This is a genomic window from Enterobacter sp. H2G27 (genome assembly GCF_054403075.1).
In genome coordinates, this window is the sequence record NZ_JBSVSI010000001.1 from 703,641 (window position 1) to 726,317 (window position 22,677).

Annotated in this window: 23 protein-coding genes; 17 read left to right on the forward strand and 6 right to left on the reverse strand. The window is 56.7% G+C overall.

What is annotated here, in order from left to right; translation table 11 throughout:
• Positions 1–6 precede the first annotated feature (6 nt).
• Positions 7–1,104, forward strand: coding sequence for a DUF1615 domain-containing protein (locus ACW9E7_RS03265; protein WP_111963447.1), 1,098 nt, complete (start codon positions 7–9; stop codon positions 1,102–1,104).
• Here the strand turns inward: ACW9E7_RS03265 and ACW9E7_RS03270 are convergent.
• A complete protein-coding gene (locus tag ACW9E7_RS03270) occupies positions 1,101–1,400 on the reverse strand; it encodes a DUF2755 family protein (RefSeq protein ID WP_021241681.1) in 300 nt (99 codons plus the stop codon). The two genes, ACW9E7_RS03265 and ACW9E7_RS03270, sit on opposite strands and share 4 nt — an antisense overlap.
• Before the next feature lie 247 nt (positions 1,401–1,647).
• Between ACW9E7_RS03270 and ACW9E7_RS03275 the strand changes: the two genes are divergently transcribed.
• Positions 1,648–1,884 carry a DUF2754 domain-containing protein gene (locus tag ACW9E7_RS03275; RefSeq protein WP_023334666.1) on the forward strand — a complete coding sequence of 79 codons (237 nt, stop codon included), beginning with the start codon at positions 1,648–1,650 and terminating at the stop codon, positions 1,882–1,884.
• On the opposite strand, the gene ddlA is transcribed toward ACW9E7_RS03275, so the two are convergent.
• Positions 1,881–2,981, reverse strand: coding sequence for a D-alanine--D-alanine ligase (ddlA, locus tag ACW9E7_RS03280; protein ID WP_111963444.1), 1,101 nt, complete (start codon positions 2,979–2,981; stop codon positions 1,881–1,883). The two genes, ACW9E7_RS03275 and ddlA, sit on opposite strands and share 4 nt — an antisense overlap.
• 103 nt (positions 2,982–3,084) lie before the next feature.
• On the opposite strand from ddlA, the gene ACW9E7_RS03285 reads away from it, so the two are divergent.
• From ACW9E7_RS03285 to adrA, 6 genes are all read left to right on the forward strand, one after another.
• Positions 3,085–3,768 (forward strand): extensin-like domain-containing protein, encoded by a 684-nt coding sequence (locus tag ACW9E7_RS03285; RefSeq protein ID WP_458727252.1) that lies wholly within the window; start codon positions 3,085–3,087, stop codon positions 3,766–3,768.
• 168 nt (positions 3,769–3,936) lie between these two features.
• Positions 3,937–5,151 (forward strand): multidrug efflux MFS transporter, encoded by a 1,215-nt coding sequence (locus ACW9E7_RS03290; RefSeq protein WP_458727253.1) that lies wholly within the window; start codon positions 3,937–3,939, stop codon positions 5,149–5,151.
• A 209-nt stretch (positions 5,152–5,360) separates the two neighbouring features.
• A complete protein-coding gene (gene iraP, locus ACW9E7_RS03295; RefSeq protein WP_023293178.1) occupies positions 5,361–5,621 on the forward strand; it encodes an anti-adapter protein IraP in 261 nt (86 codons plus the stop codon).
• 99 nt (positions 5,622–5,720) lie between these two features.
• The gene (phoA, locus tag ACW9E7_RS03300; RefSeq protein ID WP_274242213.1) at positions 5,721–7,136 is read left to right on the forward strand and encodes an alkaline phosphatase; all 1,416 of its coding nucleotides are present in this window, start codon (positions 5,721–5,723) and stop codon (positions 7,134–7,136) included.
• Between the two features lie 89 nt (positions 7,137–7,225).
• Positions 7,226–7,546, forward strand: coding sequence for a phosphate starvation-inducible protein PsiF (gene psiF / locus ACW9E7_RS03305; protein ID WP_008503278.1), 321 nt, complete (start codon positions 7,226–7,228; stop codon positions 7,544–7,546).
• Positions 7,547–7,648: 102 nt separating this feature from the next.
• Positions 7,649–8,752, forward strand: a complete 1,104-nt coding sequence (gene adrA / locus ACW9E7_RS03310; RefSeq protein WP_458727254.1) for a diguanylate cyclase AdrA — start codon at positions 7,649–7,651, stop codon at positions 8,750–8,752.
• A 14-nt stretch (positions 8,753–8,766) separates the two neighbouring features.
• Here the strand turns inward: adrA and proC are convergent, their stop codons facing one another.
• The gene (proC, locus tag ACW9E7_RS03315; protein WP_458727255.1) at positions 8,767–9,576 is read right to left on the reverse strand and encodes a pyrroline-5-carboxylate reductase; all 810 of its coding nucleotides are present in this window, start codon (positions 9,574–9,576) and stop codon (positions 8,767–8,769) included.
• 97 nt (positions 9,577–9,673) lie between these two features.
• On the opposite strand from proC, the gene ACW9E7_RS03320 reads away from it, so the two are divergent.
• The 5 genes from ACW9E7_RS03320 to ppnP all read left to right on the forward strand — a co-directional run bounded on the left by ACW9E7_RS03320 (position 9,674) and on the right by ppnP (position 12,311).
• Complete coding sequence (locus ACW9E7_RS03320; protein ID WP_010428006.1) at positions 9,674–10,132, forward strand: YaiI/YqxD family protein; 459 nt, start codon at positions 9,674–9,676, stop codon at positions 10,130–10,132.
• A gap of 144 nt (positions 10,133–10,276) precedes the next feature.
• Positions 10,277–10,801: a shikimate kinase AroL gene (gene aroL / locus ACW9E7_RS03325; RefSeq protein WP_248172671.1), complete on the forward strand. Its 525-nt coding sequence runs from the start codon at positions 10,277–10,279 to the stop codon at positions 10,799–10,801.
• A 44-nt stretch (positions 10,802–10,845) separates the two neighbouring features.
• Positions 10,846–11,037 carry a protein YaiA gene (gene yaiA / locus ACW9E7_RS03330; RefSeq protein WP_023334675.1) on the forward strand — a complete coding sequence of 64 codons (192 nt, stop codon included), beginning with the start codon at positions 10,846–10,848 and terminating at the stop codon, positions 11,035–11,037.
• Positions 11,038–11,274: 237 nt separating this feature from the next.
• Positions 11,275–11,952, forward strand: coding sequence for an AroM family protein (locus ACW9E7_RS03335; protein ID WP_032661586.1), 678 nt, complete (start codon positions 11,275–11,277; stop codon positions 11,950–11,952).
• Positions 11,953–12,023: 71 nt separating this feature from the next.
• Entirely contained in the window at positions 12,024–12,311 is a 288-nt protein-coding gene (ppnP, locus tag ACW9E7_RS03340; RefSeq protein WP_008503270.1) for a pyrimidine/purine nucleoside phosphorylase, read from the forward strand.
• A 48-nt stretch (positions 12,312–12,359) separates the two neighbouring features.
• Here ppnP and rdgC read toward each other — a convergent pair whose 3' ends face one another.
• The gene (gene rdgC, locus ACW9E7_RS03345) at positions 12,360–13,274 is read right to left on the reverse strand and encodes a recombination-associated protein RdgC (protein WP_023310540.1); all 915 of its coding nucleotides are present in this window, start codon (positions 13,272–13,274) and stop codon (positions 12,360–12,362) included.
• A gap of 123 nt (positions 13,275–13,397) precedes the next feature.
• Between rdgC and mak the strand changes: the two genes are divergently transcribed.
• Positions 13,398–14,303 carry a fructokinase gene (mak, locus tag ACW9E7_RS03350; RefSeq protein ID WP_143344746.1) on the forward strand — a complete coding sequence of 302 codons (906 nt, stop codon included), beginning with the start codon at positions 13,398–13,400 and terminating at the stop codon, positions 14,301–14,303.
• Between the two features lie 76 nt (positions 14,304–14,379).
• Here the strand turns inward: mak and sbcC are convergent, their stop codons facing one another.
• A complete protein-coding gene (gene sbcC / locus ACW9E7_RS03355; RefSeq protein WP_458727256.1) occupies positions 14,380–17,511 on the reverse strand; it encodes an exonuclease subunit SbcC in 3,132 nt (1,043 codons plus the stop codon).
• Complete coding sequence (gene sbcD, locus ACW9E7_RS03360; RefSeq protein ID WP_458727257.1) at positions 17,508–18,713, reverse strand: exonuclease subunit SbcD; 1,206 nt, start codon at positions 18,711–18,713, stop codon at positions 17,508–17,510. The genes sbcC and sbcD overlap by 4 nt, the downstream gene beginning before the upstream one ends.
• 187 nt (positions 18,714–18,900) lie before the next feature.
• On the opposite strand from sbcD, the gene phoB reads away from it, so the two are divergent.
• From phoB to brnQ, 3 genes are all read left to right on the forward strand, one after another.
• Positions 18,901–19,590, forward strand: a complete 690-nt coding sequence (phoB, locus tag ACW9E7_RS03365; RefSeq protein WP_008503265.1) for a phosphate response regulator transcription factor PhoB — start codon at positions 18,901–18,903, stop codon at positions 19,588–19,590.
• Positions 19,591–19,611: 21 nt separating this feature from the next.
• On the forward strand, positions 19,612–20,907 hold the full coding sequence (gene phoR / locus ACW9E7_RS03370) for a phosphate regulon sensor histidine kinase PhoR (protein ID WP_045909799.1): 1,296 nt from the start codon (positions 19,612–19,614) through the stop codon (positions 20,905–20,907).
• A 409-nt stretch (positions 20,908–21,316) separates the two neighbouring features.
• Entirely contained in the window at positions 21,317–22,636 is a 1,320-nt protein-coding gene (gene brnQ / locus ACW9E7_RS03375) for a branched-chain amino acid transporter carrier protein BrnQ (protein WP_111963434.1), read from the forward strand.
• The last annotated feature ends 41 nt before the right edge of the window (positions 22,637–22,677 follow it).

Sequence of the window (22,677 nt, forward strand, 5' to 3'; positions counted from 1 at the left end):
GTTGCTATGTCTTTTGCCGTACCGCGCGCGTTACCGTTGACCATTCTGGCCGCTTTTGTACTGGCAGGCTGTGCCGAAAAGGGGGCTGCTCCGCTCAAAAAGGGCGAGAAGCCCGTTGATGTGGCGAGCGTTGTGCGGCAGAAAATGCCCGCCAGCGTAAAGGATCGCAATGCGTGGGCAGACGCGCTGGCAAAAACCTTTGAAAGCCAAAAGATCGCGCCGACCGAGGAGAACATCTGTTCGGTGCTGGCGGTGGCGCAGCAGGAGTCAATGTACCAGTCAGATCCGGCTGTGCCGGGTCTGAACAAAATCGCCTGGAAAGAGATCGACCGCCGCGCGGAGTCCATGCATATCCCGGTGTTCCTCGTGCATACCGCGCTTAAAATCACCTCACCGAACGGCAAAAGCTACAGCGAACGGCTGGATACGGTGAAAACCGAAAAACAGCTTAGCGCCATCTTTGATGATTTCATCAGCATGGTCCCAATGGGGCAGAAGCTGTTTGGCTCACTGAACCCGGTCCACACCGGTGGCCCAATGCAGGTAAGCATCGCGTTCGCGGAGAAACACACCGACGGCTATCCGTGGAAAATCGACGGTACGGTGCGTCAGGAGGTCTTCTCCCTGCGCGGAGGACTGTGGTTCGGCACGTATCACCTGTTGAACTATCCGGCGAACTACGATGAGCCGCTGTACCGCTTTGCCGACTTTAACGCCGGCTGGTATGCCAGCCGTAATGCGGCATTCCAGAGTGCGGTCAGCCGCGCAAGCGGCGTCAAGCTCGCGCTGGACGGCGATCTCATCGCTTACGGCAGCAGCGAAGCAGGGAGCACCGAGCTGGCCGTGCGGAAACTTTCGAGAACGCTGGGTCTGAGCAACAGCGACATTCGCCGTCAGCTTGAGAAAGGCGATAGTCTGGCCTTTGAGAGAACGGATCTGTACAAGAAGGTGTTTGCGCTCGCAGAGCAGAAAAGCGGGAAAACGTTACCGAGGGCTATCCTGCCGGGCATTCAGCTGGAAAGCCCGAAGATCACGCGTAACCTGACCACCGCGTGGTTCGCAAAACGCGTGGACGATCGTCGGGCTCGCTGTATGGGGCTTTAATGGCGACGGCGAAAGCGCAGGACGAGCGCGACAACGCCTAAAATCATGCATCCCGCGAGGAAGGGGATCAGGCCGAACAGGGTGCTGACGCCAAAGCCAATCTCAACTCGCGGGCGTCCGTTATCCTGCACCTGCATCAGATGTTCATAAACGCCAGGCGCATGGACCAGCATATTGAGCAGCTGTGAGCCGGCCCAGAAGCAGAACAGGACAAACAGGGCATACGCGATATTACCCGCCGTAGAGGTTTTTGGTTTTCCGCCAAAAATCGGTTTCGACAATGTAAAGTCAGCCATGATGACCTCCGGATAAATCGCTCTGTTAATACGCTTCGTACAGGGTGAGTTTGACAGGTCATCGCATTTGTCAATATCAGAATCGTGGTAATTTACGCGCCGGAATCCTCCTGGATTGTTGATTTCTGCAGCACGTCACAATTTATTAACTTAAGTGAAATTGCGTCGCGTTTCAGAATTTCCGTATCTGCCACAGACCTGGCCGTAAAACTGTGAGAGGATGTCTTTTTTTCCTGCCGGAGTTGTTATGAAGCTCACGTCCAAACTACGCCGTGACTGGCACTACTACGCCTTCGCTATCGGGCTGATCTTTATTCTTAACGGTGTTGTGGGCCTGTTGGGGTTTGAAGCAAAAGGCTGGCAAACGTATGCCGTAGGGCTGGTGACCTGGGTCATTAGTTTCTGGCTGGCGGGGTTGATTATCCGCCGTCGCCCTGAAGAGACGACAGCGGATGAGGCTGAGTCGGCGAAGCGCGCCGATTAACCGTTTACGGAACTTTTAAGCGCGCTGTCGGCGGCGTGACGCTCCAGCGCCAGCTCGATCAGGCGGGTGATCAATTCCGGGTAGCTCAGGCCGCTCGCCTGCCACAGCTTCGGATACATGCTGATGTTAGTGAACCCCGGCAGCGTGTTAATTTCATTGATCACCACCTCGTTTTCCGCCGTCAGGAACACATCCACGCGCGCCATGCCGCAGCAGCCGAGCGTCTGATAAGCGCGAATGGCGATCGCCCGGATCTTATCGTTAACCGCCGGATCGAGATCCGCAGGCACGACAACCTGCGCGCCTTTATCATCAATGTATTTGGTGTCGTACGAGTAGAAGTCGCTGTTTAAGACCACTTCACCGCAGGTGCTCGCCTGGGGAAAATCGTTGCCCAGCACGGCGCACTCAATTTCACGACCTTTGATGCCCTGCTCAACCACCACTTTATGGTCGAACTCAAACGCCAGGCGGACGGCTTGCGTGAACTCAGCTTCGCTGGTCACTTTGCTGACGCCCACGGAGGAGCCCTGGTTTGCAGGCTTCACAAACAGCGGCAGACCCAGCTCTGCGCTGATTTGCGTGAAGCTGTGTTTGTCGCGGTTGGCGCGGGTGAGCGTCACGAACGGCGCAATATTCAGCCCGGCATCGCGCAGCAGGCGTTTGGTGACGTCTTTGTCCATGCACGCGGCTGAGCCGAGGACGTCCGAGCCGACGAACGGCAGGTTGGCCATGCGCAGCATTCCCTGCAGGGAACCATCTTCGCCCAGGGTGCCGTGAACAATCGGGAAGACGACGTCGATCTGGGCGAGAGCCTGCGCATTGCCGGCGTCGATGAGCTGCCCTTTAACGACGCCGGGTACGGTGGCGACGCTAATTTCTGAAGGATTCAGGGCGATATGTGCCGGATCGTGGGCATTCAGCAGATACTGGCTGGCATCGTTAACGTGCCACTGGCCCTGTTTATCAATGCCCAGCAGCACCACGTCGAAACGGCTTTTATCGATCGCATCAACGATATTTTTGGCCGATTGCAATGACACTTCGTGTTCCGCTGATTTTCCCCCAAAGACAATACCTACGCGCTGCTTAGCCATCTCACTCTCTTCCAGTATGACGAAAAGCCAATAACATACCACGATGCCCGGCGGGTTTCGCGGCCTTCTGCCATAATGTTTTGGGGAATGTTGAGGGGGGAGTGTGAAAGGAAAAACGCTGCTGACCGTATTTATCATTTTGGCCATTGCAACGGTGGGTTACCGCTGGTTGCCGCCTTACTACAACCCTTTCATGCCGTTGACGCTTGACGACCCGCCGGGTCGAATCACCCAGTATAAGCTTCGGCGTTTAACCCCCGAGGCGTGCGCGAGCCTGCTCGCACAGGCTAATCAACGCGATCTCATCCGCACCCGGCCGGTGGCTGACAGCGGCGGCGCGTGTCCGCTTAATAACGTCGTGCGCGTGAGTGACTTCGGCCCGGTCGGGCTGAACAGCAGTTTTCTTGCCAGCTGCCCGCTGGCGCTCAGCTCAGCCCTCTATATCAGCCAGCAGGCCCGGCCGCTGACAAAACGTTATACGGGCAGTGACCTGGCGCGTATCGACCACCTCGGCAGCTTTGCCTGCCGCAATATTTATCATCGCCCTGACGCGCGCCGCAGTGAACATGCCACGGCGGAGGCGCTGGATATCGCTGCTTTTCGTCTGGCGAACGGTGAACGCGTCACGGTGCTGAACGGCTGGAAGGCGGCCACCACGCAGCCCTGGCTGAAGGCCATGCTGGCGGCGAGCTGTGGGTACTACGGAAACGGACTGGGGCCGGAGTATAACGCGGCGCATGCCAACCATTTTCATCTGGGAATGCGCGGTTTTGGCCTCTGCCATTGAAGCATAATATTCCGCCAGAAAATGGATGAATTGTGACTTATTTCACAAATATGATGACTGGGGAGATAAAACACCAAAGTCAGTCGGGCCGCATCTCTGGTGCGACGTTAATACGCGTAACTTGCTAATCTGTCGGCGAATTCGCCTAAAAATAAAGACTATTTCTTTATGGAATCCTGGAAAGTTAATCTCATCTCGGTTTGGTTCGGCTGCTTCTTTACCGGACTGGCCATTAGCCAGATTTTGCCGTTCCTGCCTCTGTACGTGTCGCAGCTGGGGGTGACCTCGCATGAAGCACTTTCCATGTGGTCCGGTCTGACGTTCAGCGTCACGTTTCTGGTTTCCGCCATTGTGTCACCGATGTGGGGCAGCCTGGCGGATCGGAAAGGCCGTAAGCTGATGCTTCTACGCGCTTCGCTCGGGATGGCGATCGCCATTCTGCTGCAGGCCTTCGCCACCAACGTCTGGCAGCTGTTCTTCCTGCGGGCGGTGATGGGGTTGACGTCCGGGTATATTCCAAACGCCATGGCGCTTGTCGCCTCGCAGGTGCCGCGCGAGCGTAGCGGCTGGGCGCTGAGTACGCTCTCCACGGCACAGATCAGCGGCGTCATCGGTGGGCCGCTGCTGGGGGGCTTTCTGGCGGACCACGTCGGACTGCGCGCGGTATTTATCATCACTGCGGTTCTGCTGGTGGTCAGTTTTCTGGTCACGCTCTTTCTGATTAAAGAAGGGGGCCGCCCGGTTATCAGTAAGTCTGAACGCCTCAGCGGCAAGGCCGTTTTCGCCTCGCTGCCTTATCCGGGCCTGATGATCAGCCTGTTTGTGACCACTATGGTGATCCAGCTCTGTAATGGTTCGGTGGGGCCGATTCTGGCGCTGTTTATCAAGTCGATGGAGCCGGAGAGCACGAATATCGCTTTTCTTAGCGGCATGATTGCCGCCGTGCCGGGCGTATCTGCCCTGATTTCCGCGCCGCGTCTGGGAAAACTGGGGGACAGGATCGGCACGGCGCGCATCCTGATGGCGACGCTGATCTTTGCGGTGGTGCTCTTCTTCGCGATGTCGTTTGTCACCTCTCCGCTTCAGCTTGGCATATTGCGATTTCTGCTCGGCTTTGCTGATGGCGCCATGTTGCCTGCGGTACAGACCCTGCTGGTCAAATATTCCAGCGACCAGGTGACGGGGCGTATTTTTGGATATAACCAGTCGTTTATGTATCTGGGGAATGTTGCCGGCCCGCTTATTGGCGCATCCGTTTCTGCGATGGCCGGTTTTCGTTGGGTATTTGCGGCGACAGCGATTGTCGTTTTAATCAATATTATCCAGCTGGCTATTGCGCTGCGACGCCGCAGACAAATAGCGGAGGCCAAATCGGCGAGATAACACTTTAGTTGATGTATTATATATTCTTATGGTAGCCGCATTTTTATATAACAAAATGCGGCGTCTTTTTTTAGAAAAACGTTTCGCTCACGGCGCTACCTCTTTATTTTTGTTCCTGTGTCACTTTTGCATACCATAATTAATTTCTTCTCTTTGCAATAGGGATTCAGAGTGATAACGTCAGACAAAACTGAAAAGGAACTGGCACGATGAAAAACCTCATTGCTGAATTGCTGGTCAAGCTTGCACAAAAGGAAGAAGAGTCAAAAGAGCTGGTGGCTCAGGTCGAAGCGCTTGAGATTGTGGTCACCGCGCTGCTGCGACAAATGGCGAAAACCGATCAGCAGGCGTTGATTGAGAGCGTGGAAGGCGCGCTGGAGAGCGTCAGGCCTGAATCGCAGGTACCGGTAGAGGATGCGGAGATGCTTCACCAGTACGTAAAGAAGCTGTTAAGGCATCCGCGCAGCTAAACCGTCACAGGACGTAACGACGTGTCATAGAATTGTCATGCAGGATGCCTATAGTCGCTCTGTTTTTATTTTTATGTATTTGTACATGGAGAAAATAAATTGAAACAGAGCGCACTTTTCATCGCATTACTTCCCCTGTTAATTACCCCTGCCATTTATGCTGATACGACGCAAACCAGCGTGCTGGATAATCGTGCGGCAAAAGGGGATATCACCCAGCCTGGCGGCGCGCGTCGTTTATCAGAAGATCAAACTGCTGCTATTCGCGCTTCGCTGAATGATAAGCCGGCGAAAAATATTATTCTGCTGATTGGCGATGGAATGGGGGATTCCGAAATCACGGCGGCGCGAAATTATGCCGAGGGTGCGGGCGGCTTTTTTAAAGGTATCGACGCATTACCGTTGACCGGACAATATACCCACTACGCGCTGGATAAAAAAACCGGTAAACCGGATTACGTAACGGACTCCGCGGCCTCTGCCACGGCGTGGTCCACCGGCGTGAAAACCTATAATGGTGCGCTGGGCGTGGATATTCACGAAAAAGATCATCAAACCCTTCTGGAGATGGCAAAAGCGGCGGGCCTGGCGACCGGCAACGTCTCCACCGCTGAACTTCAGGATGCGACGCCTGCGGCGCTGGTGGCACACGTGACCTCGCGTAAGTGCTACGGCCCGTCAGTGACCAGCGAAAAATGCCCTACAAATGCGCTGGAAAAAGGCGGCAAAGGTTCGATTACGGAACAGCTGCTGAACGCGCGTCCTGACGTGACGCTGGGCGGCGGCGCGAAAACCTTCGCGGAAACCGCGACGGCGGGCGAGTGGCAGGGCAAAACGCTGCGCGAGCAGGCGCAGGCTCGCGGCTATCAGCTGGTGAGTGACGCAAATGCTCTGGCGGCGATAAGCGAGGCGAACCAGGATAAACCGCTGCTGGGGCTGTTCTCTGACGGCAACATGCCCGTGCGCTGGGAAGGACCAAAAGCCTCGTATCACGGCAATATCGATAAGCCTGCGGTGACTTGTACGCCAAACCCGAAACGCACGGACAGCGTACCGACGCTGGCGGCGATGACCGATAAAGCGATCTCTCTGCTGAGCAAGAGCGAAAAAGGGTTCTTCCTGCAGGTAGAAGGCGCGTCGATCGATAAGCAGGATCATGCGGCAAATCCGTGCGGTCAGATTGGCGAAACCGTCGATCTGGACGAAGCGGTGCAGAAGGCGCTCGCGTTCGCGAAAAAAGACGGTAACACCCTGGTGATCGTCACCGCGGACCACGCGCACGCCAGCCAGATCGTTCCGCCAGATACCAAAGCCCCTGGCCTGACGCAGGCGCTGAACACCAAAGATGGTGCCGTCATGGTGATGAGCTACGGTAACTCTGAAGAAGAGTCCATGGAGCACACGGGCACCCAGCTGCGTATTGCCGCCTACGGCCCGCACGCGGCCAACGTGGTAGGCCTGACCGATCAAACGGATCTGTTCTACACCATGAAGGCGGCGCTGGGCCTTAAATAATAAAATCCCGGCGGAAATCACATCTGCCGGGTGGTTTTTTTCCTGTCACGAACCAGACTTACAGGGAATGTTCACAAAAGGATGGTGCAATGAAAACAACATTACTGGTTACTCTGCTCTCCGGCCTGTTCCTGGTCGCATCGGCGAACGCGGAAGAGAAAACGTTAACGCCGCAGCAGCAGCGTATGACCACCTGTAATCAACAGGCGACGTCTCAGAGTCTTAAGGGCGATGCTCGTAAGACCTATATGAGCGACTGCCTCAAAAACGGCGCCTCGAAGCCGGCTGAAAAAAGCCTCACGCCTCAGCAGCAAAAGATGCGCGAGTGTAATGCCAAGGCAACCGAACAGTCCCTTAAAGGGGATGACCGCAGCAAGTTCATGAGTGCCTGCCTGAAGAAAAAAGTGTAGTTCGAACGGGTGAGCGGCATCGGCGGCTCACCCGAAATTTCATACTTTCCCCGCAGACCCCCTCTCTATAATTTGGGAAAATGTTTCAGAATATTCCCAAAAATGATGAATGATGAAACGTATTACAACAAAAAGCGCATTCGGGAAGAGTGGAATTTAACCCTTTCTCAGGATGACCCTCACCGCGCCGGCATTCAGTTTGCCCGGCGAGTTCGGCTGGCGCGCGCCGCGGGGCTGGCAGCGATGTTTTTCCCGGTTGCGGGAATGCTGGTCACCCATTTTTTACCCGGAGGCTGGTGGCTTTTACTGGTCGGTTGGGCGTTCGTATGGCCCCATTTCGCCTGGCAGTTATCCTGCCGGGCCGCGTCACCTCAACAGCAGGAAGTGTTCAATCTTAAGATCGATGCCATCATTGCCGGGCTCTGGATCGGCGTGATGGGGATGAATGCGTTACCCTCGGCAGCGCTGGTGATGATGGTAGGGATGAATATGATGGGCTCAGGGGGCTGTCGTCTGTTTATCCCGGGGATCCTGTTGACCCTGCTCTCCGCGCTGGTGACGCTGCCGCTTGTCGGGAGCGTGGCCGTCTTCAGGCCCGACCCGGTAGAGTGGGGCCTAACGCTGCCCGTACTGGTGCTTTATCCCATGCTGTTTGCCTGGCTCAGCCACCGCACCGCCGTCAGGCTTGCAGAACACAAGCAGCGGCTGGAAATGATGAGCACCCGTGACGGCATGACCGGGGTCTTTAATCGCCGCCACTGGGAAATGCTGCTGCGAAATGAATTTGAGCATTGCCGCCGCGACCACTGCACCGCCACGATTTTGCTGATTGATATCGACCACTTTAAAAACATCAACGACACCTGGGGGCACGCTGTGGGCGACGAGGCGATCATCGCCATTACGCGTCAGCTCCAGCGGTCAGTACGGTCAGGCGATGCTATAGGCCGGTTTGGTGGGGATGAGTTTGCGGTGATTATGTCGCAGACCGCGGCGGAAAGCGCCATCGCGGTGATGTCGCGGTTGCATGAGCGGCTGGAAAAACTGACGTTACCGTGCGCACCAAAAGAGGCGCTGCGCATCAGCGTAGGCGTTGCCCCCTGGGGGCCGCAGTTTGGACATTATCGGGAATGGCTGAAGGCGGCTGACGTGGCGCTGTACAGGGCGAAAAATGCCGGGCGCGGCCGCACCGAAGTGGCCGCCTGACGCCCGGTCAGAAATCAGGATTTACTCAGCTTCTCTGATTTTTCCATGCATTTTGCCATTGCCTCAATGACGGCCGAGCGGAACCCGCGCTCCTCCAGCACCCGCACCGCTTCAATGGTGGTACCGCCAGGGGAGCAGACCATATCTTTCAGCTCACCCGGGTGTTTACCGGTCTCCAGCACCATTTTGGCGGAGCCCATGACGGCCTGCGCGGCGAACTTATACGCCTGGGCGCGCGGCATTCCGCCAAGCACGGCGGCATCGGCCATCGCTTCTAAAAACATGAAGACATACGCAGGGGCTGATCCACTGACGCCGACCACCGGATGGATCATCGATTCGGCAATCACTTCTGCTTCGCCGAAGCAGCGGAAAATGTTCAGTACATCAGCCACTTCTTCTGAGGTCACCAGCGCGTTAGACGTGACGGAGGTCATGCCGGCGTTGACCAGCGAAGGGGTATTGGGCATCGCGCGGACGATTTTACGATCGTGACCCAGCGCGCGCGCCAGCTGATCGAGGGTGACGCCCGCGGCAATCGACACGACCAGCGTCTCTTTATTCAGGCTGGAGGTGATGTCACTCAGCACTTTGATCATGATGTTCGGCTTGACGGCGCCAAAGACGATATCGGCGACCTGGGCCACTTCCTGCGCGCTTTCGGCGGCGTTGATCCCGTACTGATCGCGCAACGCTGCGACCTTGTCCGGTGACGGGGTATAGACCCAAATCTGACCCGGCAGCACCTGCCCGCTGGCGATCAGGCCGCCCAGGATGGCTTTGCCCATGTTACCGCAGCCGATAAACCCGATTTTCTTGTCCATCACGATTCTCCGTCATTATGCGTTGTTTTCTCTGATTGATAGCTTAACAACGAAATGCAGGCGACAATAGTCGGCAGAGTTATTATGGGGAGACAATATGGCGATTTGGGTTGATGCGGACGCGTGTCCGAATGTGATTAAAGAGATTTTATTTCGCGCCGCCGAGCGCGTTCAGATGCCGCTGACGCTGGTGGCGAACCAGAATATTCGCGTACCGCCTTCGCGCTTCATCCGCTCTTTGCGCGTGCCGGCCGGGTTCGACGTGGCGGATAACGAAATTGTCCGCCTGTGCAGCGCGGAGGATCTGGTGATCACGGCGGATATTCCGCTGGCTGCCGAAGTGCTGGAAAAAGGGGCGGCGGCGCTCAATCCGCGCGGAGAGCGATACTCGCCGTCGACCATTCGCGAGAAGCTCACCATGCGCGATTTTATGGATACGATGCGGGCCAGCGGCGTGCAGACCGGGGGACCGGACAGCCTGTCACAGCGCGATCGTCAGCAGTTTGCTGCCGAACTGGATAAATGGCTGCTGGAAGTGAAGCGCCGCACAGCGTAATGATAATTATTGTCAATTTGTGGTACAGTGTGGCTTCCACAGGGTTGTCATCCCGTACCGCTTTGCAGTAAAGTAATCGCAACATCTTCTGCAATTATTTCTTTACACTCTTCAGCCATCCGGCATCAAGGGGAACACCTGGCTATGACCCAACCCATCTTTTTAGTTGGCCCCCGCGGCTGTGGGAAAACCACCGTTGGCCTGGACCTGGCACGCGTGTGTCATCGCCAGTTTGTGGATACCGACCACTGGCTGCAAACCGAGGCTGGAAAAACCATCGCTGAGATTGTTGAGCAAGAGGGATGGGAGAGCTTTCGCGCGCGCGAAACGGCCGCGCTGAAAGCGGTCACCACCCCGTCTGCCGTGATCGCGACCGGGGGTGGCATTGTTCTGGCGGAGTGTAATCGTCACTTTATGCGCGAAAAGGGGATTGTGATCTACCTTAGCGCGCCGGTGTCGGCCCTGGTTGGGCGTCTGGAAGCCTTTCCGGAAGAGGGGCAACGCCCTGCGCTGACCTCCAGGCCGCTGAACGAAGAGGTGAGTGAAGTGCTGGCGGAACGCGATGCGTTATACCGCGAAGCGGCTCACCACGTGGTGGATGCGTCAGCCTCTCCTGAAGACGTTGTGATTCAGATTATTACCGCCCTGCGTTTGGCTTGTGCCAGCTAAGCGGCGTCTATACTTATAGCTCAGACATAAAAAAAGGATGAGCTATGCCAACCAGACCTCCCTATCCGCGTGAAGCGCGCATTGTAACCGTTGAAAAAGGCCATACGGGTCATACCGTGACCTGGTATCAACTGCGTGCCGATCACCCCAAGCCGGACTCGCTGATCAGTGAACACGAGACTGAACAGGAAGCGCTGGATGCGAAACGGCGCTATGAAGATCCCGACATAACCTGAATGTTTTCCTAAACGCTCCAGGATCGTGCCTGAATCACACTTTTTACTCATCGTGAAAGTTAAGCAGGAGTTAATATTTAGTTATTACAAGTAACTCTGGTATCGGCAGGCGATCTTTACATTTCGATGTCGGGATCACCTGCTACGCTTGGTGCTGTTTTGTTGAAAAAACGAACTGTGCAGCGTAGTGAGCCTGTACCTGTGTGCACGATGTTGGAGTAATGGAAGGCGATAAAGATGAAGGCAACGTTGGCGATCCTCACCATTGGTGTGGTCCCTGTAAGCGAAGTGTTACCGCTCTTAACCGAGCATGTATCTGAACAACAGATAACGCATCTTAGCCTGCTGGGGAAGATGAGTCGGGAAGAGGTCATGGAGGACTACGCTGTCGAGGCGGGGGAGGATCCCCTGGCGACGTTATTAAGTGACGGTAAACTGGCGCACGTTTCACGCCAGAAAATCGAGCGCTCGCTGCAGGGCGTGATAGAAGTGCTCGATAATCAAGGTTATGACGTTATTTTGCTGATGAGCACGGCTCCCATTAAGGGGCTCACGGCGCGCAATGCGATTTTGCTGGAACCTATGCGGATCATTCCGCCGCTGGTGGCCTCCATCGTGGATGGTCATCAGGTGGGGGTGATTGTCCCCATCGAGGAGCTCATGGATAACCAGGAGGCAAAATGGCACGTGCTGGAAAAAGTGCCCTTGTACGCGCTGGCGAATCCGTTCTGGGACAGCGAGGCCAAACTCATTGCGGCCGGGAAGGAACTGCTGGAGAGAGGGGCCGATGTCCTGATTCTGGACTGCCTGGGTTTCCACCAGCATCATCGTGATTTACTGCAAAAAGCGCTGGATGTCCCGGTGCTGTTATCCAACGTTCTGATGGCTCGCCTGGCCTCGGAACTGCTCGTGTAATGATTTTGCGTGACAGGTGATGAGCATGGCCCCTATAGTGAATTTTTATTTAAAAATATAAGGGCCAGTTCATGCTTCAGAGTAACGAATACTTTTCCGGTAAAGTGAAATCCATTGGTTTTACCAGCAGCAGCACTGGCCGCGCCAGCGTTGGCGTAATGGCGGAAGGGGAATACACCTTTGGCACGGCGGAAGCGGAAGAAATGACGGTCGTCAGCGGTGCGCTGAACGTCCTGCTGCCGGGCGAAACGGAATGGAAAGTTTACGCTGCCGGGCAAGTTTTCAACGTCCCTGGCCACAGCGAATTTCATTTGCAGGTGGCTGAGCCCACCTCTTATCTGTGCCGCTACCTGAAATAAAAAATTAGCCGGGTGGCGCTAACGCTTACCCGGCCTACGTTTTGCCCGTTATCGCTGCGCTTCGCCGCCGAGACCTTCCACCAGATTCTGAATCAACGCGGCCAGCTCGCCGGTCATCAGGATGAAATCCGCGTCAAAACGCTGGGCGTAATCTTCCCTGTCGATATCTTCGTTCTGATCGCGCAGCTCGTCGCAGAACTTCAGACGCTTCACGGAGCCGTCGTCGCACATCACGAACTGGATGCGCTGCTGCCAGTCGAGCGCCAGCTTGGTGACCACTTTACCCGCTTCGATGTGTACGGCGATCTCGTCGCTGACCAGATCCTGCTTCTTCGCGCGGATCACGCCGCCATCTTCCAGCAGGGCTTTCAGCTCGGCTTCATCAAGGATCTGGAAGCCCTGGGCCGCAGCGCCGCTGCGTACCCATTCGGTCAGCGTCAGCTCGATCGGCGTTTCCAGCGCCAGTGGAACGACCGGTAAAGATCCGATGCTTTTGCGCAGCAGGGCCAGCGTATCTTCTGCTTTCTTGGCGCTGGCGCAGTCCACCATGATCAGCCCGTTGACGGTGTCGATCCACATCATGGTCTGGCTGAAGCGGCTAAAGGCGCGCGGCAGCAGGGAGTGCAGTACTTCGTCCTTCAGCGAATCTTTTTCGGTTTTTTTCAGCTTGCGGCCCTGTTCGGCTTCCAGCTTAAAAATTTTCGCCTCGAGCGCCTGCTTAACCACCGGCGTCGGCAGGATTTTCTCTTCTTTACGGGCACAGACGATAATTTGACCCGTGCTGCTGGCGTGGGTCAGTGCATCGCTTTGTGAACCCATTGGCGGAACCCAACCGGTTTTTGCCATATCCTGGCTACCGCAAGGGGAAAAGGTATAAGCGGCTAACTGTTTTTCCATCTCTTCTGCACGCAGCGAAACGTCGCGGCTGAGACGGTAAACCATCAAATTTTTGAACCACAGCATGATAATTTCCACGGCCTTGTCGTTAAATCAGCGGGCATGATAACGAATTGTCGCATCGCTTGCATTGCTAATCGGGATGCGTGCTTCTACTCTGTTGATAATCAAAATAATGAGGAGAGTCTTGTGCGTATTGGGATCGATTTGGGTGGCACCAAAACAGAAGTTATCGCACTGAGCGAGCAGGGGCAGCAGCTGTTTCGCCATCGTCTGCCAACGCCGCGCGATGATTATCGCCAGACTATCGAGACGATTGCTCAACTGGTTGAGATGGCCGAGCAGGCGACAGGGCAAACCGGGAGCGTAGGGATGGGGATCCCGGGGTCGATCTCGCCGTATACCGGCGTGGTTAAAAATGCCAACTCCACCTGGCTCAACGGTCAGCCGTTCGATAAAGATTTGAGCCAACGTCTGAACCGGGAAGTGCGTCTGGCCAACGACGCTAACTGTCTGGCGGTCTCCGAGGCCATCGACGGCGCGGCGGCAGGTGCCCAGACCGTGTTTGCCGTGATCGTCGGTACCGGCTGCGGTGCGGGCGTGGCGTTTGGCGGACGCGCCCATATCGGCGGTAACGGCACCGCGGGTGAGTGGGGTCACAACCCGCTGCCGTGGATGGATGAAGACGAGCTTAAATACCGCGCTGAAGTGCCGTGCTACTGCGGAAAGCAGGGCTGTATTGAGACGTTTATCTCCGGTACCGGTTTTGCGACCGACTACCATCGCCTGAGCGGCCAGCAGCTTAAGGGAAATGAGATTATGCGTCTGGTCGAAGCACAGGATCCGGTGGCGGAGCTGGCGCTGAGCCGCTACGAAATGCGGCTGGCGAAATCGCTGGCCCATGTGGTGAATATTCTCGATCCAGACGTGATTGTGCTCGGCGGCGGCATGAGCAACGTCGACCGGCTGTACGCCACGGTACCGAACCTGGTGAAGCAGTGGGTCTTCGGCGGCGAGTGTGAAACCCCGATCCGCAAAGCTGTCCACGGTGACTCCAGCGGCGTGCGCGGCGCGGCGTGGCTGTGGCCGGAATAAAAGCAAATAGTGTTTATTCCCTCTCCCTGTGGGAGAGGGCAAGGGTGAGGGGCACCAGAACGCACCGTTCCACCCTTCACCCCACCGCAAATTCCTTATCCAGCCTGCTATACCCCAGCCCGTTAATTTTCTTCACCTTGATCTGCACCGGAATACGCTCTTTCATCGCCTCTACGTGGCTGATCACGCCGATGGTTTTCCCGGTGGCGTTCAGTGCGTCGAGCGCATCCAGCGCCGTATCCAGCGTCTCACTGTCGAGCGTGCCGAACCCTTCATCCAGGAACAGGGAATCGATCCGCGTTTTATGACTCACAAGATCGGAAAGCGCCAGCGCCAGCGCCAGGCTGACCAGGAAGCTCTCGCCGCCTGAGAGCGTGCGGGTATCGCGAACCGCATCCGCCTGCCACGTATCCACCACTTCCAGCTCCAGCGCGTCGCTGGCCTTACGCTGCAATAAATAACGCCCGTGCAGGCGGTTAAGCTGCTGGTTAGCAAGCCAGACAAGATTGTCCAGCGTCAGCCCCTGGGCGAACTTGCGGAACTTGTCGCCGGTGCTCGAGCCGATCAGCGCGTTCAGGTACCCCCAGTCGTCTGCCTGGCGCGCGGCCTCTTCAATTTCCTGCATCAACGCCAGCTGGTGCTGCCGGTTATCGCTGTCCTGCTTAAGCTGCTGACGGATCTCACCCTGATGTGTGGTGTTCTCGCGAAGCCGTTGCGCCAGCTGCTGCAGCTGGCTTTGCAGCGCAGGAGCATCTTCGTTGAGCCCTTCCGGCCGCAGCGCCAGATGAGCCTGCAGCTGCTGATTAGCCTGCCCGGAAAGGGCCGCGGCCTGCTGTATCTGATTTTCCAGCGATTGCTTCAGCTGTTCGAGGCGACGAATAGCGTCGTCATCCAGCAGGGCGGCAAGGAACGCCTCCCGATCGGCAAAGCAGCTCGCTGCGAGCGCCGCGGTGAACTGCGTCTGCGACTGCTGCAGGCGCTCTTGCTCCAGCTTTTCCTGCTGCTGCTGCGCGGTGAGCTGGCTTTGCAGCGACACGCATTCGTCGTGGATGGCGCGCCAGTTATCAGGGATAACCGGTTCGGCCTCTTCGCTGTGCGTTTCCGGAAGCGCGTCGAGCAGCGGCTTCAGGGCGTTTATGCGTTCCTGAAGCACGCCGTGCTGCGCGTGCTTCTCCTGCCACTGCGCGAATTCAGCTTCACGGGCCTGAAGCCAGGCGCCTTCCTGACCCTCTTCAGGTGCGTTAAGTGAGAGCGCGAGCAGGACATGTTCCAGCGCCTGGCGCGTGGCAGCCTGCTGCTGCTGATACTGCCGCTCCTGCGCTTCCTGTTCGTTCAGCTGGTTTTGCAGGGTCAGACGCTGACTGAGCTGATAAAGCTGGCGCTCGTACTGTTCCTGTTCGTTCAGCCATGGCGCGATATCATCCTGAATATTCAACGCAATGTTCAGGGACGTGCAGGCCGCCATCCACTCTTTAGTGAGCGCTTGCTCTTCCTGAGAAAGCGTCTGCGCGTCGTCTGTTTCACGCTGGATCTGCTGAGTCAGGGCATTAACCTGTCCCAGCACCAGCAGGCCTTCCTCTTTAAGCGCGGCGACCTCTTTTTCCAGGGCATCACGGCGGCGCTGGTTATCCGTCAGCTCAAGCGACTGATATTGCTCAACGGCCGGATGTTCGCAGGAACCGCACAGCGGACAGGGTTTACCCGCCTCAAGCTGCGAACGGTAATGCTCCAGCTTCTTGATTGTTGCTTCGGTTTCGCACAGGGCTTTCAGGTCGAGATAGTGCTGGTTTTTTTCTTTGTACTGCTGGCGGCGCAGCGTCAGCGTTTCATTGAGTTTATTTTGTTCGGCCTGCGCCTTCTGCACGCTTTCACCGCTCTGACGCAGGCGCTTTTGCAGCGGCTGATAGCGGGCATGCAGCGACGTCAGCTGCTGGCGCAGCGTGCGTGACCGGGACTGCTGCTCCATGGCTACGCTGACTTCGTCCGCCGTTAGCGTCAGCGCATTTTCCGGCATCGCAGCCAGCCTGTTGCGTAATTCACTTATCCGCGCCGCAAGCGAGGCTAACTGCGTTATATCGCGGTTAAGCTGCGAGAACTGGGCACGCCATCCGGCGATCTCCTGCCCCAGCAGGCGATAACGCTCGTGCTCCGCCAGCCACTGCGCCAGCGCCGTCAGTTCGGTCTGAAGCTGCTCGTGGTTACGCAGGGCGGTATTGCGAATACGCGAACGCAGCGCGGTTCTGGCTTGTAAGCGAGTATTTACTTCGATAATACGCTGCTGCGTTTGCGTCAGGCGTGCGGTTTGTTCCTGCTGATGCTCCCAAAGCGGTCGAAGTTGGGCGGCGGGCAGAGCAAGCTGGAGTTTTGCCAGCTCAGGTGCTGCGTCCGCCATCGCCTGTTGCGCATGCTGCTGGAGCGCGTTGACGCGCTGTTGCTCTCTTACGAGCTCTTCATGGCGCGTAAGCCACTGAAAATCTTTCTGTTGGCTTTGCTGCTGTTCCAGCAGGATTTTCTCTTCGTCAGTAAGTGCCTGCAAACTTTGCTGTAACTGCTGCTGTTGCTCTTCACTCAACAGCACGACGCCCGCCGCCTGCGCCTCGCATTTTTCAAGCACGCTGCGGGCGGCTTTGTGTTTTTCAAACACCATGGCGGAAATCTGGCCGTAGATCTCGGTGCCGGTCAGCTCTTCCAGCAGCTCGGCGCGATCGCTCGGCTTGGCATTAAGGAAGGCGGCAAACTGCCCCTGTGAGAGCAGCATCGAGCGGGTAAAGCGGCCATAGTCCAGCCCGGTGAGCGCGGCGGTTTGCTCCAGTTTATCCGTCACTTTGTCGGCCAGGATTTTGCCATCTTCGCAGCGCGCCAGCTCAACGCGCGGTGCCTGCAGGTTGCCGTCCGGCTGGTTGCGCGCCCGGTTCTGGCTCCAGAAGGCGCGGTAGGCGATGCCTTTTACCTCGAACTCCACTTCCGCCAGGCACTCGGCGGTGTCGCGCGTCATCAGATCGTTTTGCGCCTGGGAGACCTTATTCAGGCGCGGCGTTTCGTGATAAAGCGCCAGACAGATGGCGTCGAGCAGGGTAGTTTTACCTGCCCCGGTCGCGCCGGTGATGGCAAACAGCCCGTTGCTGGCAAACGGCTCAGCGGTAAAGTCAATTTTCCACTCGCCCTTGAGGGAGTTGATATTTTTCAGGCGCAGGCTCAGAATTTTCACGCGTTTTCTTCCTCATCATTGAGCGCATGCAGGGTATGGCTGAACAGTTCGCTGAGCCTTGCGCGCTTCGTGTCGTCGATTTCCTCCTGCGAGAGCCTGCGTTCAAACACCTCTTCAACCCGAAGCTCACTGAGCGTTTCGCGTTGAGCGCTTAACAGTATTTTCTCGCGCTGCTCGCGGCTGCGGCGCACCAGTAACACCTCTACCGGCAAGTCTTCGGTCAGCGCCTGGATTTTTCGCTGCATATCGTGCAGGTAGTCGTCGGTGGTGATTTCGATATCCAGCCAGATGGGGGGATCTTGCTCGACGCCGCGCCACTGCTCCAGCTGGGCGGTAATGGCGTCGAGATCGCCCTTTAGCACCGCCAGCGGCTGGGTGACGGGCACCTCCAGCGTGTCGACGGCGCTGAGTTTTCCGTCAGAGAAGGTCACCAGATGCACGGATTTGGCTTTGCCCGTTTCGTCAAAGCTGAGCGAAAGGGGGGAGCCGCAGTAGCGGATGTGCTCGCAGCCACCGACGATCTGCGCCCGGTGAATGTGGCCGAGCGCGATGTAGTCGGCTGGCGGGAAGTTTTGCGCCGGAAAGGCATCCAGCGTGCCGATATAGATGTCGCGCACGGCGTCACTTTTACTGGCCCCGACCGTGGTGAGATGCCCGGTTGCAATCACCGGTATCGGCTGGTCACCGCGCAATGCACAAGCTTCGGCGTGCTGCTGGTGGTAATAGTCGGTGATGGCCTGCAATAAATGCTGCTGCTTTTCCGCGCCCGACAGCCCCGCCTGGCTTTGCACGATGTCCCGTGGACGTAAAAAGGGAATCGGACACAGCACCGCCCCCGGCGACCCGTCGCGTTTTTTCAGGATCTGCGGGGCGTGCCCGGCGCTGGCGACGACGGTGGTATTGAGAAACGCCAGGATGTCGCGGGATTCATTCAGCGTTGCGACGGAATCGTGGTTGCCGGCGACAATCACCAGATGACACCCTGTTTGTTGCAAATTCACCACGAAGCGGTTGTACAGCTCGCGCGCATAGCTCGGCGGCGAGCCGGTATCAAAGATGTCACCCGCCACGATAATCGCATCCACCTCGTGCGTCCGGGCCGTTTCCAGCAGCCAGCCCAGGAACGCTTCATGTTCAGCCGCACGGCTTTTGCTGTAAAAATTTTGACCCAGATGCCAGTCCGAGGTGTGAAGTATGCGCATAGCTGATCCGTGGCAAAAAAGAGAAAGCAGGATTATAAACGTTCAGAGAAGGGAAAATAACCGCTGTAATAAAACAACGGTTTGCCCGTTAACGTGGTACTGTTTTTCATAAATCTGTCATAAATCTGACGCATAATGGCGCCGAATTACAAACTTGTAACGTAAATAAGATAAGACAGGGCAAAGTATGGCGAGACGTATTCTGGTCGTAGAAGATGAAGCTCCAATTCGTGAAATGGTGTGCTTCGTGCTCGAGCAAAACGGCTTCCAGCCGGTTGAAGCGGAAGATTATGACAGCGCAGTGAACCAGCTGAATGAACCCTGGCCCGATCTGATTCTGCTGGACTGGATGTTGCCCGGCGGCTCCGGACTGCAGTTTATCAAACACCTGAAGCGTGAAGCGCTGACCCGCGATATCCCGGTTGTGATGCTCACGGCGCGCGGAGAAGAAGAGGATCGCGTGCGCGGTCTGGAGACCGGTGCGGACGATTACATTACTAAACCGTTCTCCCCAAAAGAGCTGGTGGCTCGCATTAAAGCCGTGATGCGCCGTATTTCGCCGATGGCGGTGGAAGAGGTGATCGAAATGCAGGGGCTGAGCCTTGATCCTACTTCTCACCGTGTGATGACCGGTGAAAATCCCCTCGACATGGGGCCAACCGAATTTAAACTCCTGCACTTCTTTATGACCCACCCGGAGCGCGTTTACAGCCGCGAGCAGTTGCTGAATAACGTCTGGGGAACTAACGTGTATGTCGAAGACCGGACGGTTGACGTACATATCCGCCGACTGCGAAAAGCGCTGGAACTGAGCGGCCACGATCGCATGGTGCAGACGGTCCGCGGCACGGGTTATCGTTTTTCTACCCGTTTCTGAACAATGACAGGAGTGTGACGCGTGCTGGAACGTCTGTCATGGAAAAGGCTCGTCTTTGAACTGATCTTATGCTGTATTCCGGCCTTCATTCTGGGGGCCTTTCTTGGACACCTGCCGTGGTTTCTGCTGGCGTCGGTCACCGGGCTGCTCATCTGGCATTTCTGGAACCTGCTGCGCCTCTCCTGGTGGCTGTGGGTTGACCGAAGCATGACGCCGCCGCCGGGAAGCGGCAGCTGGGAGCCGTTGCTTTACGGTCTGCATCAGATGCAGATGCGTAATAAAAAGCGTCGCCGCGAGCTGGGAAGCCTGATTAAGCGTTTTCGCAGCGGTGCAGAGTCGCTGCCGGATGCCGTGATCCTGACCACCGAAGAAGGGACGATCTTCTGGTGTAACGGCCTGGCGCAGCAGCTGCTGGGCCTGCGCTGGCCGGATGACAATGGCCAGAATATCCTCAACCTTCTGCGTTATCCCGAGTTCACGCTGTATCTGAAAAAGCGTGATTTCACCCGTCCGCACAATCTTAAGCTCAATAATGGCCGCCATCTGGAAATACGCGTGATGCCCTACAGCGATAAGCAGTGGCTGATGGTGGCGCGCGATGTTACCCAGATGCACCAGCTGGAAGGGGCGCGTCGCAACTTCTTCGCCAACGTCAGTCACGAACTGCGTACCCCGCTGACCGTGCTTCAGGGCTACCTGGAGATGATGCAGGAGCAAACGCTTGAAGGTGCGCCGCGTGAAAAAGCGCTGCACACCATGCGCGAGCAAACGCACCGGATGGAAGGCCTGGTGAAGCAGCTGCTGACGCTCTCTAAGATTGAAGCGGCGCCAACGCTCGCGCTGAATGACACCATTGATGTCCCGATGATGCTGCGGGTCGTGGAGCGTGAAGCGCAGACGTTAAGCCACAAAAAGCATCACCTGACCTTTGACGTCGACAACACGCTGAAGGTGCTGGGCAGCGAAGATGAGCTGCGCAGCGCCATTTCCAACCTGGTATATAACGCGGTGAATCATACGCCGGAGGGGACGGATATCGTGGTGCGCTGGCACCATACCCCAACGGGGGCCGAGTTTAGCGTGGAGGACAACGGGCCGGGGATTGCGCCGGAGCATATTCCGCGTCTGACCGAGCGCTTTTACCGTGTGGATAAAGCGCGATCGCGCCAGACGGGCGGAAGCGGCCTGGGGCTGGCAATTGTGAAACACGCGGTCAATCACCATGAAAGCCGTCTCGATATTCAGAGTACGCTGGGTAAAGGAACCCGCTTCAGTTTCGTTATTCCGGAACGATTAATTGCCAAAAAGATCGCCTGACGGCAGGCGTGTCATTTTACCTTTCCACGGGGCAGCCATCGCTGGCCCGTTTGCTTTGCAGTCAAGCGAAACGCGGATGAATTTTATACGGCTGGCTGTTTTTTGTTCGCATGATTAGCCATGGGTTTTTCTTATAAACAGCGTATTGTGCTGGTGCGTATTTTCATGCTGGCATATTGTTCTGGTTTTGCGATCCCACCTTGCCTTTAAACGTTATAAGCGTTTAAATTGCGCCCCAGATACTGTCAGACCGACTGTATTTGCGTGGTAAATCGAAAAACTATTCTTCTCCACGCCAGGACGGGAGCATTTCCCGCTGAAATTGAGCAAATTTTCGGCTGTATCGTCCCGTGAGGGATATCGAAAATCTCAATGTTTTCAACACCACATCCACAGGCAGTAAGGTTTTATGACCCATCACTTAAAATCGCGTGACATCATCGCGCTGGGCTTTATGACATTTGCGCTGTTCGTTGGCGCAGGCAACATCATTTTCCCTCCAATGGTTGGCTTACAGGCGGGTGAACACGTCTGGACCGCCGCGTTTGGTTTCCTGATTACTGCCGTGGGTCTGCCGGTGCTGACCGTCATCGCGCTGGCGAAAGTCGGCGGCGGTGTGGATAGCCTCAGCACCCCGATTGGCAAAGTGGCGGGCGTTCTGCTGGCAACCGTCTGCTATCTCGCCGTTGGCCCGCTGTTTGCGACCCCGCGTACGGCAACCGTGTCCTTCGAAGTGGGTATTGCTCCCCTGACCGGTGACGGTGCGATGCCGCTGTTTATCTACAGCCTGATCTACTTCGCGATCGTGATTCTGGTTTCCCTCTATCCGGGCAAGCTGCTGGATACCGTGGGTAACTTCCTGGCTCCGCTGAAAATTGTGGCGCTGATTGTTCTGGCGGTAGCGGCCATCGTCTGGCCAGCCGGCCCGATTAGCGACGCGATGGACGCCTATAAAAACGCCGCGTTCTCTAACGGCTTTGTGAACGGCTACCTGACGATGGACACGCTGGGCGCGATGGTGTTTGGTATCGTGATCGTTAACGCCGCGCGTTCCCGCGGTGTGACCGAAGCGCGTCTGCTGACCCGCTACACCATCTGGGCTGGCCTGATGGCCGGTGTGGGGCTGACCCTGCTGTATCTGGCGCTGTTCCGTCTGGGTTCCGATAGCGCCATGCTGGTTGAGCAGAACGCCAACGGTGCGGCTATCCTTCACGCCTACGTGCAGCACACCTTCGGCGGTGCGGGCAGTATGCTGCTGGCAGCGCTGATCTTCCTGGCCTGTCTGGTTACCGCGGTTGGCCTGACCTGCGCCTGCGCAGAGTTCTTTGCACAGTATCTGCCGCTTTCTTACCGCACCCTGGTATTTATCCTCGGTATCTTCTCCATGGCGGTGTCTAACCTCGGTCTGAGCCACCTGATTCAGGTCTCTATTCCGGTGTTGACGGCGATTTATCCGCCGTGCATCGTACTGGTAGTGCTGAGCTTTACTCGTCCGTGGTGGAACAACTCTTCACGAATTATTGCGCCAGCCATGTTTATCAGCCTGATTTTTGGTATCCTTGACGGGATTAAAGCATCAGCTTTCGCGCACATACTGCCGGCATGGACACAGCGTCTGCCGCTGTCCGAGCAGGGTCTGGCCTGGTTGATGCCTACCGTTGTTGCACTGGTTCTGGCGATTATCTGGGACCGTGCTGCAGGGCGTCAGGTCGCATCGAACGCTCATTAATCAACGGCAACAAACTGTTTAACCACGGGGCTTAAGGCCCC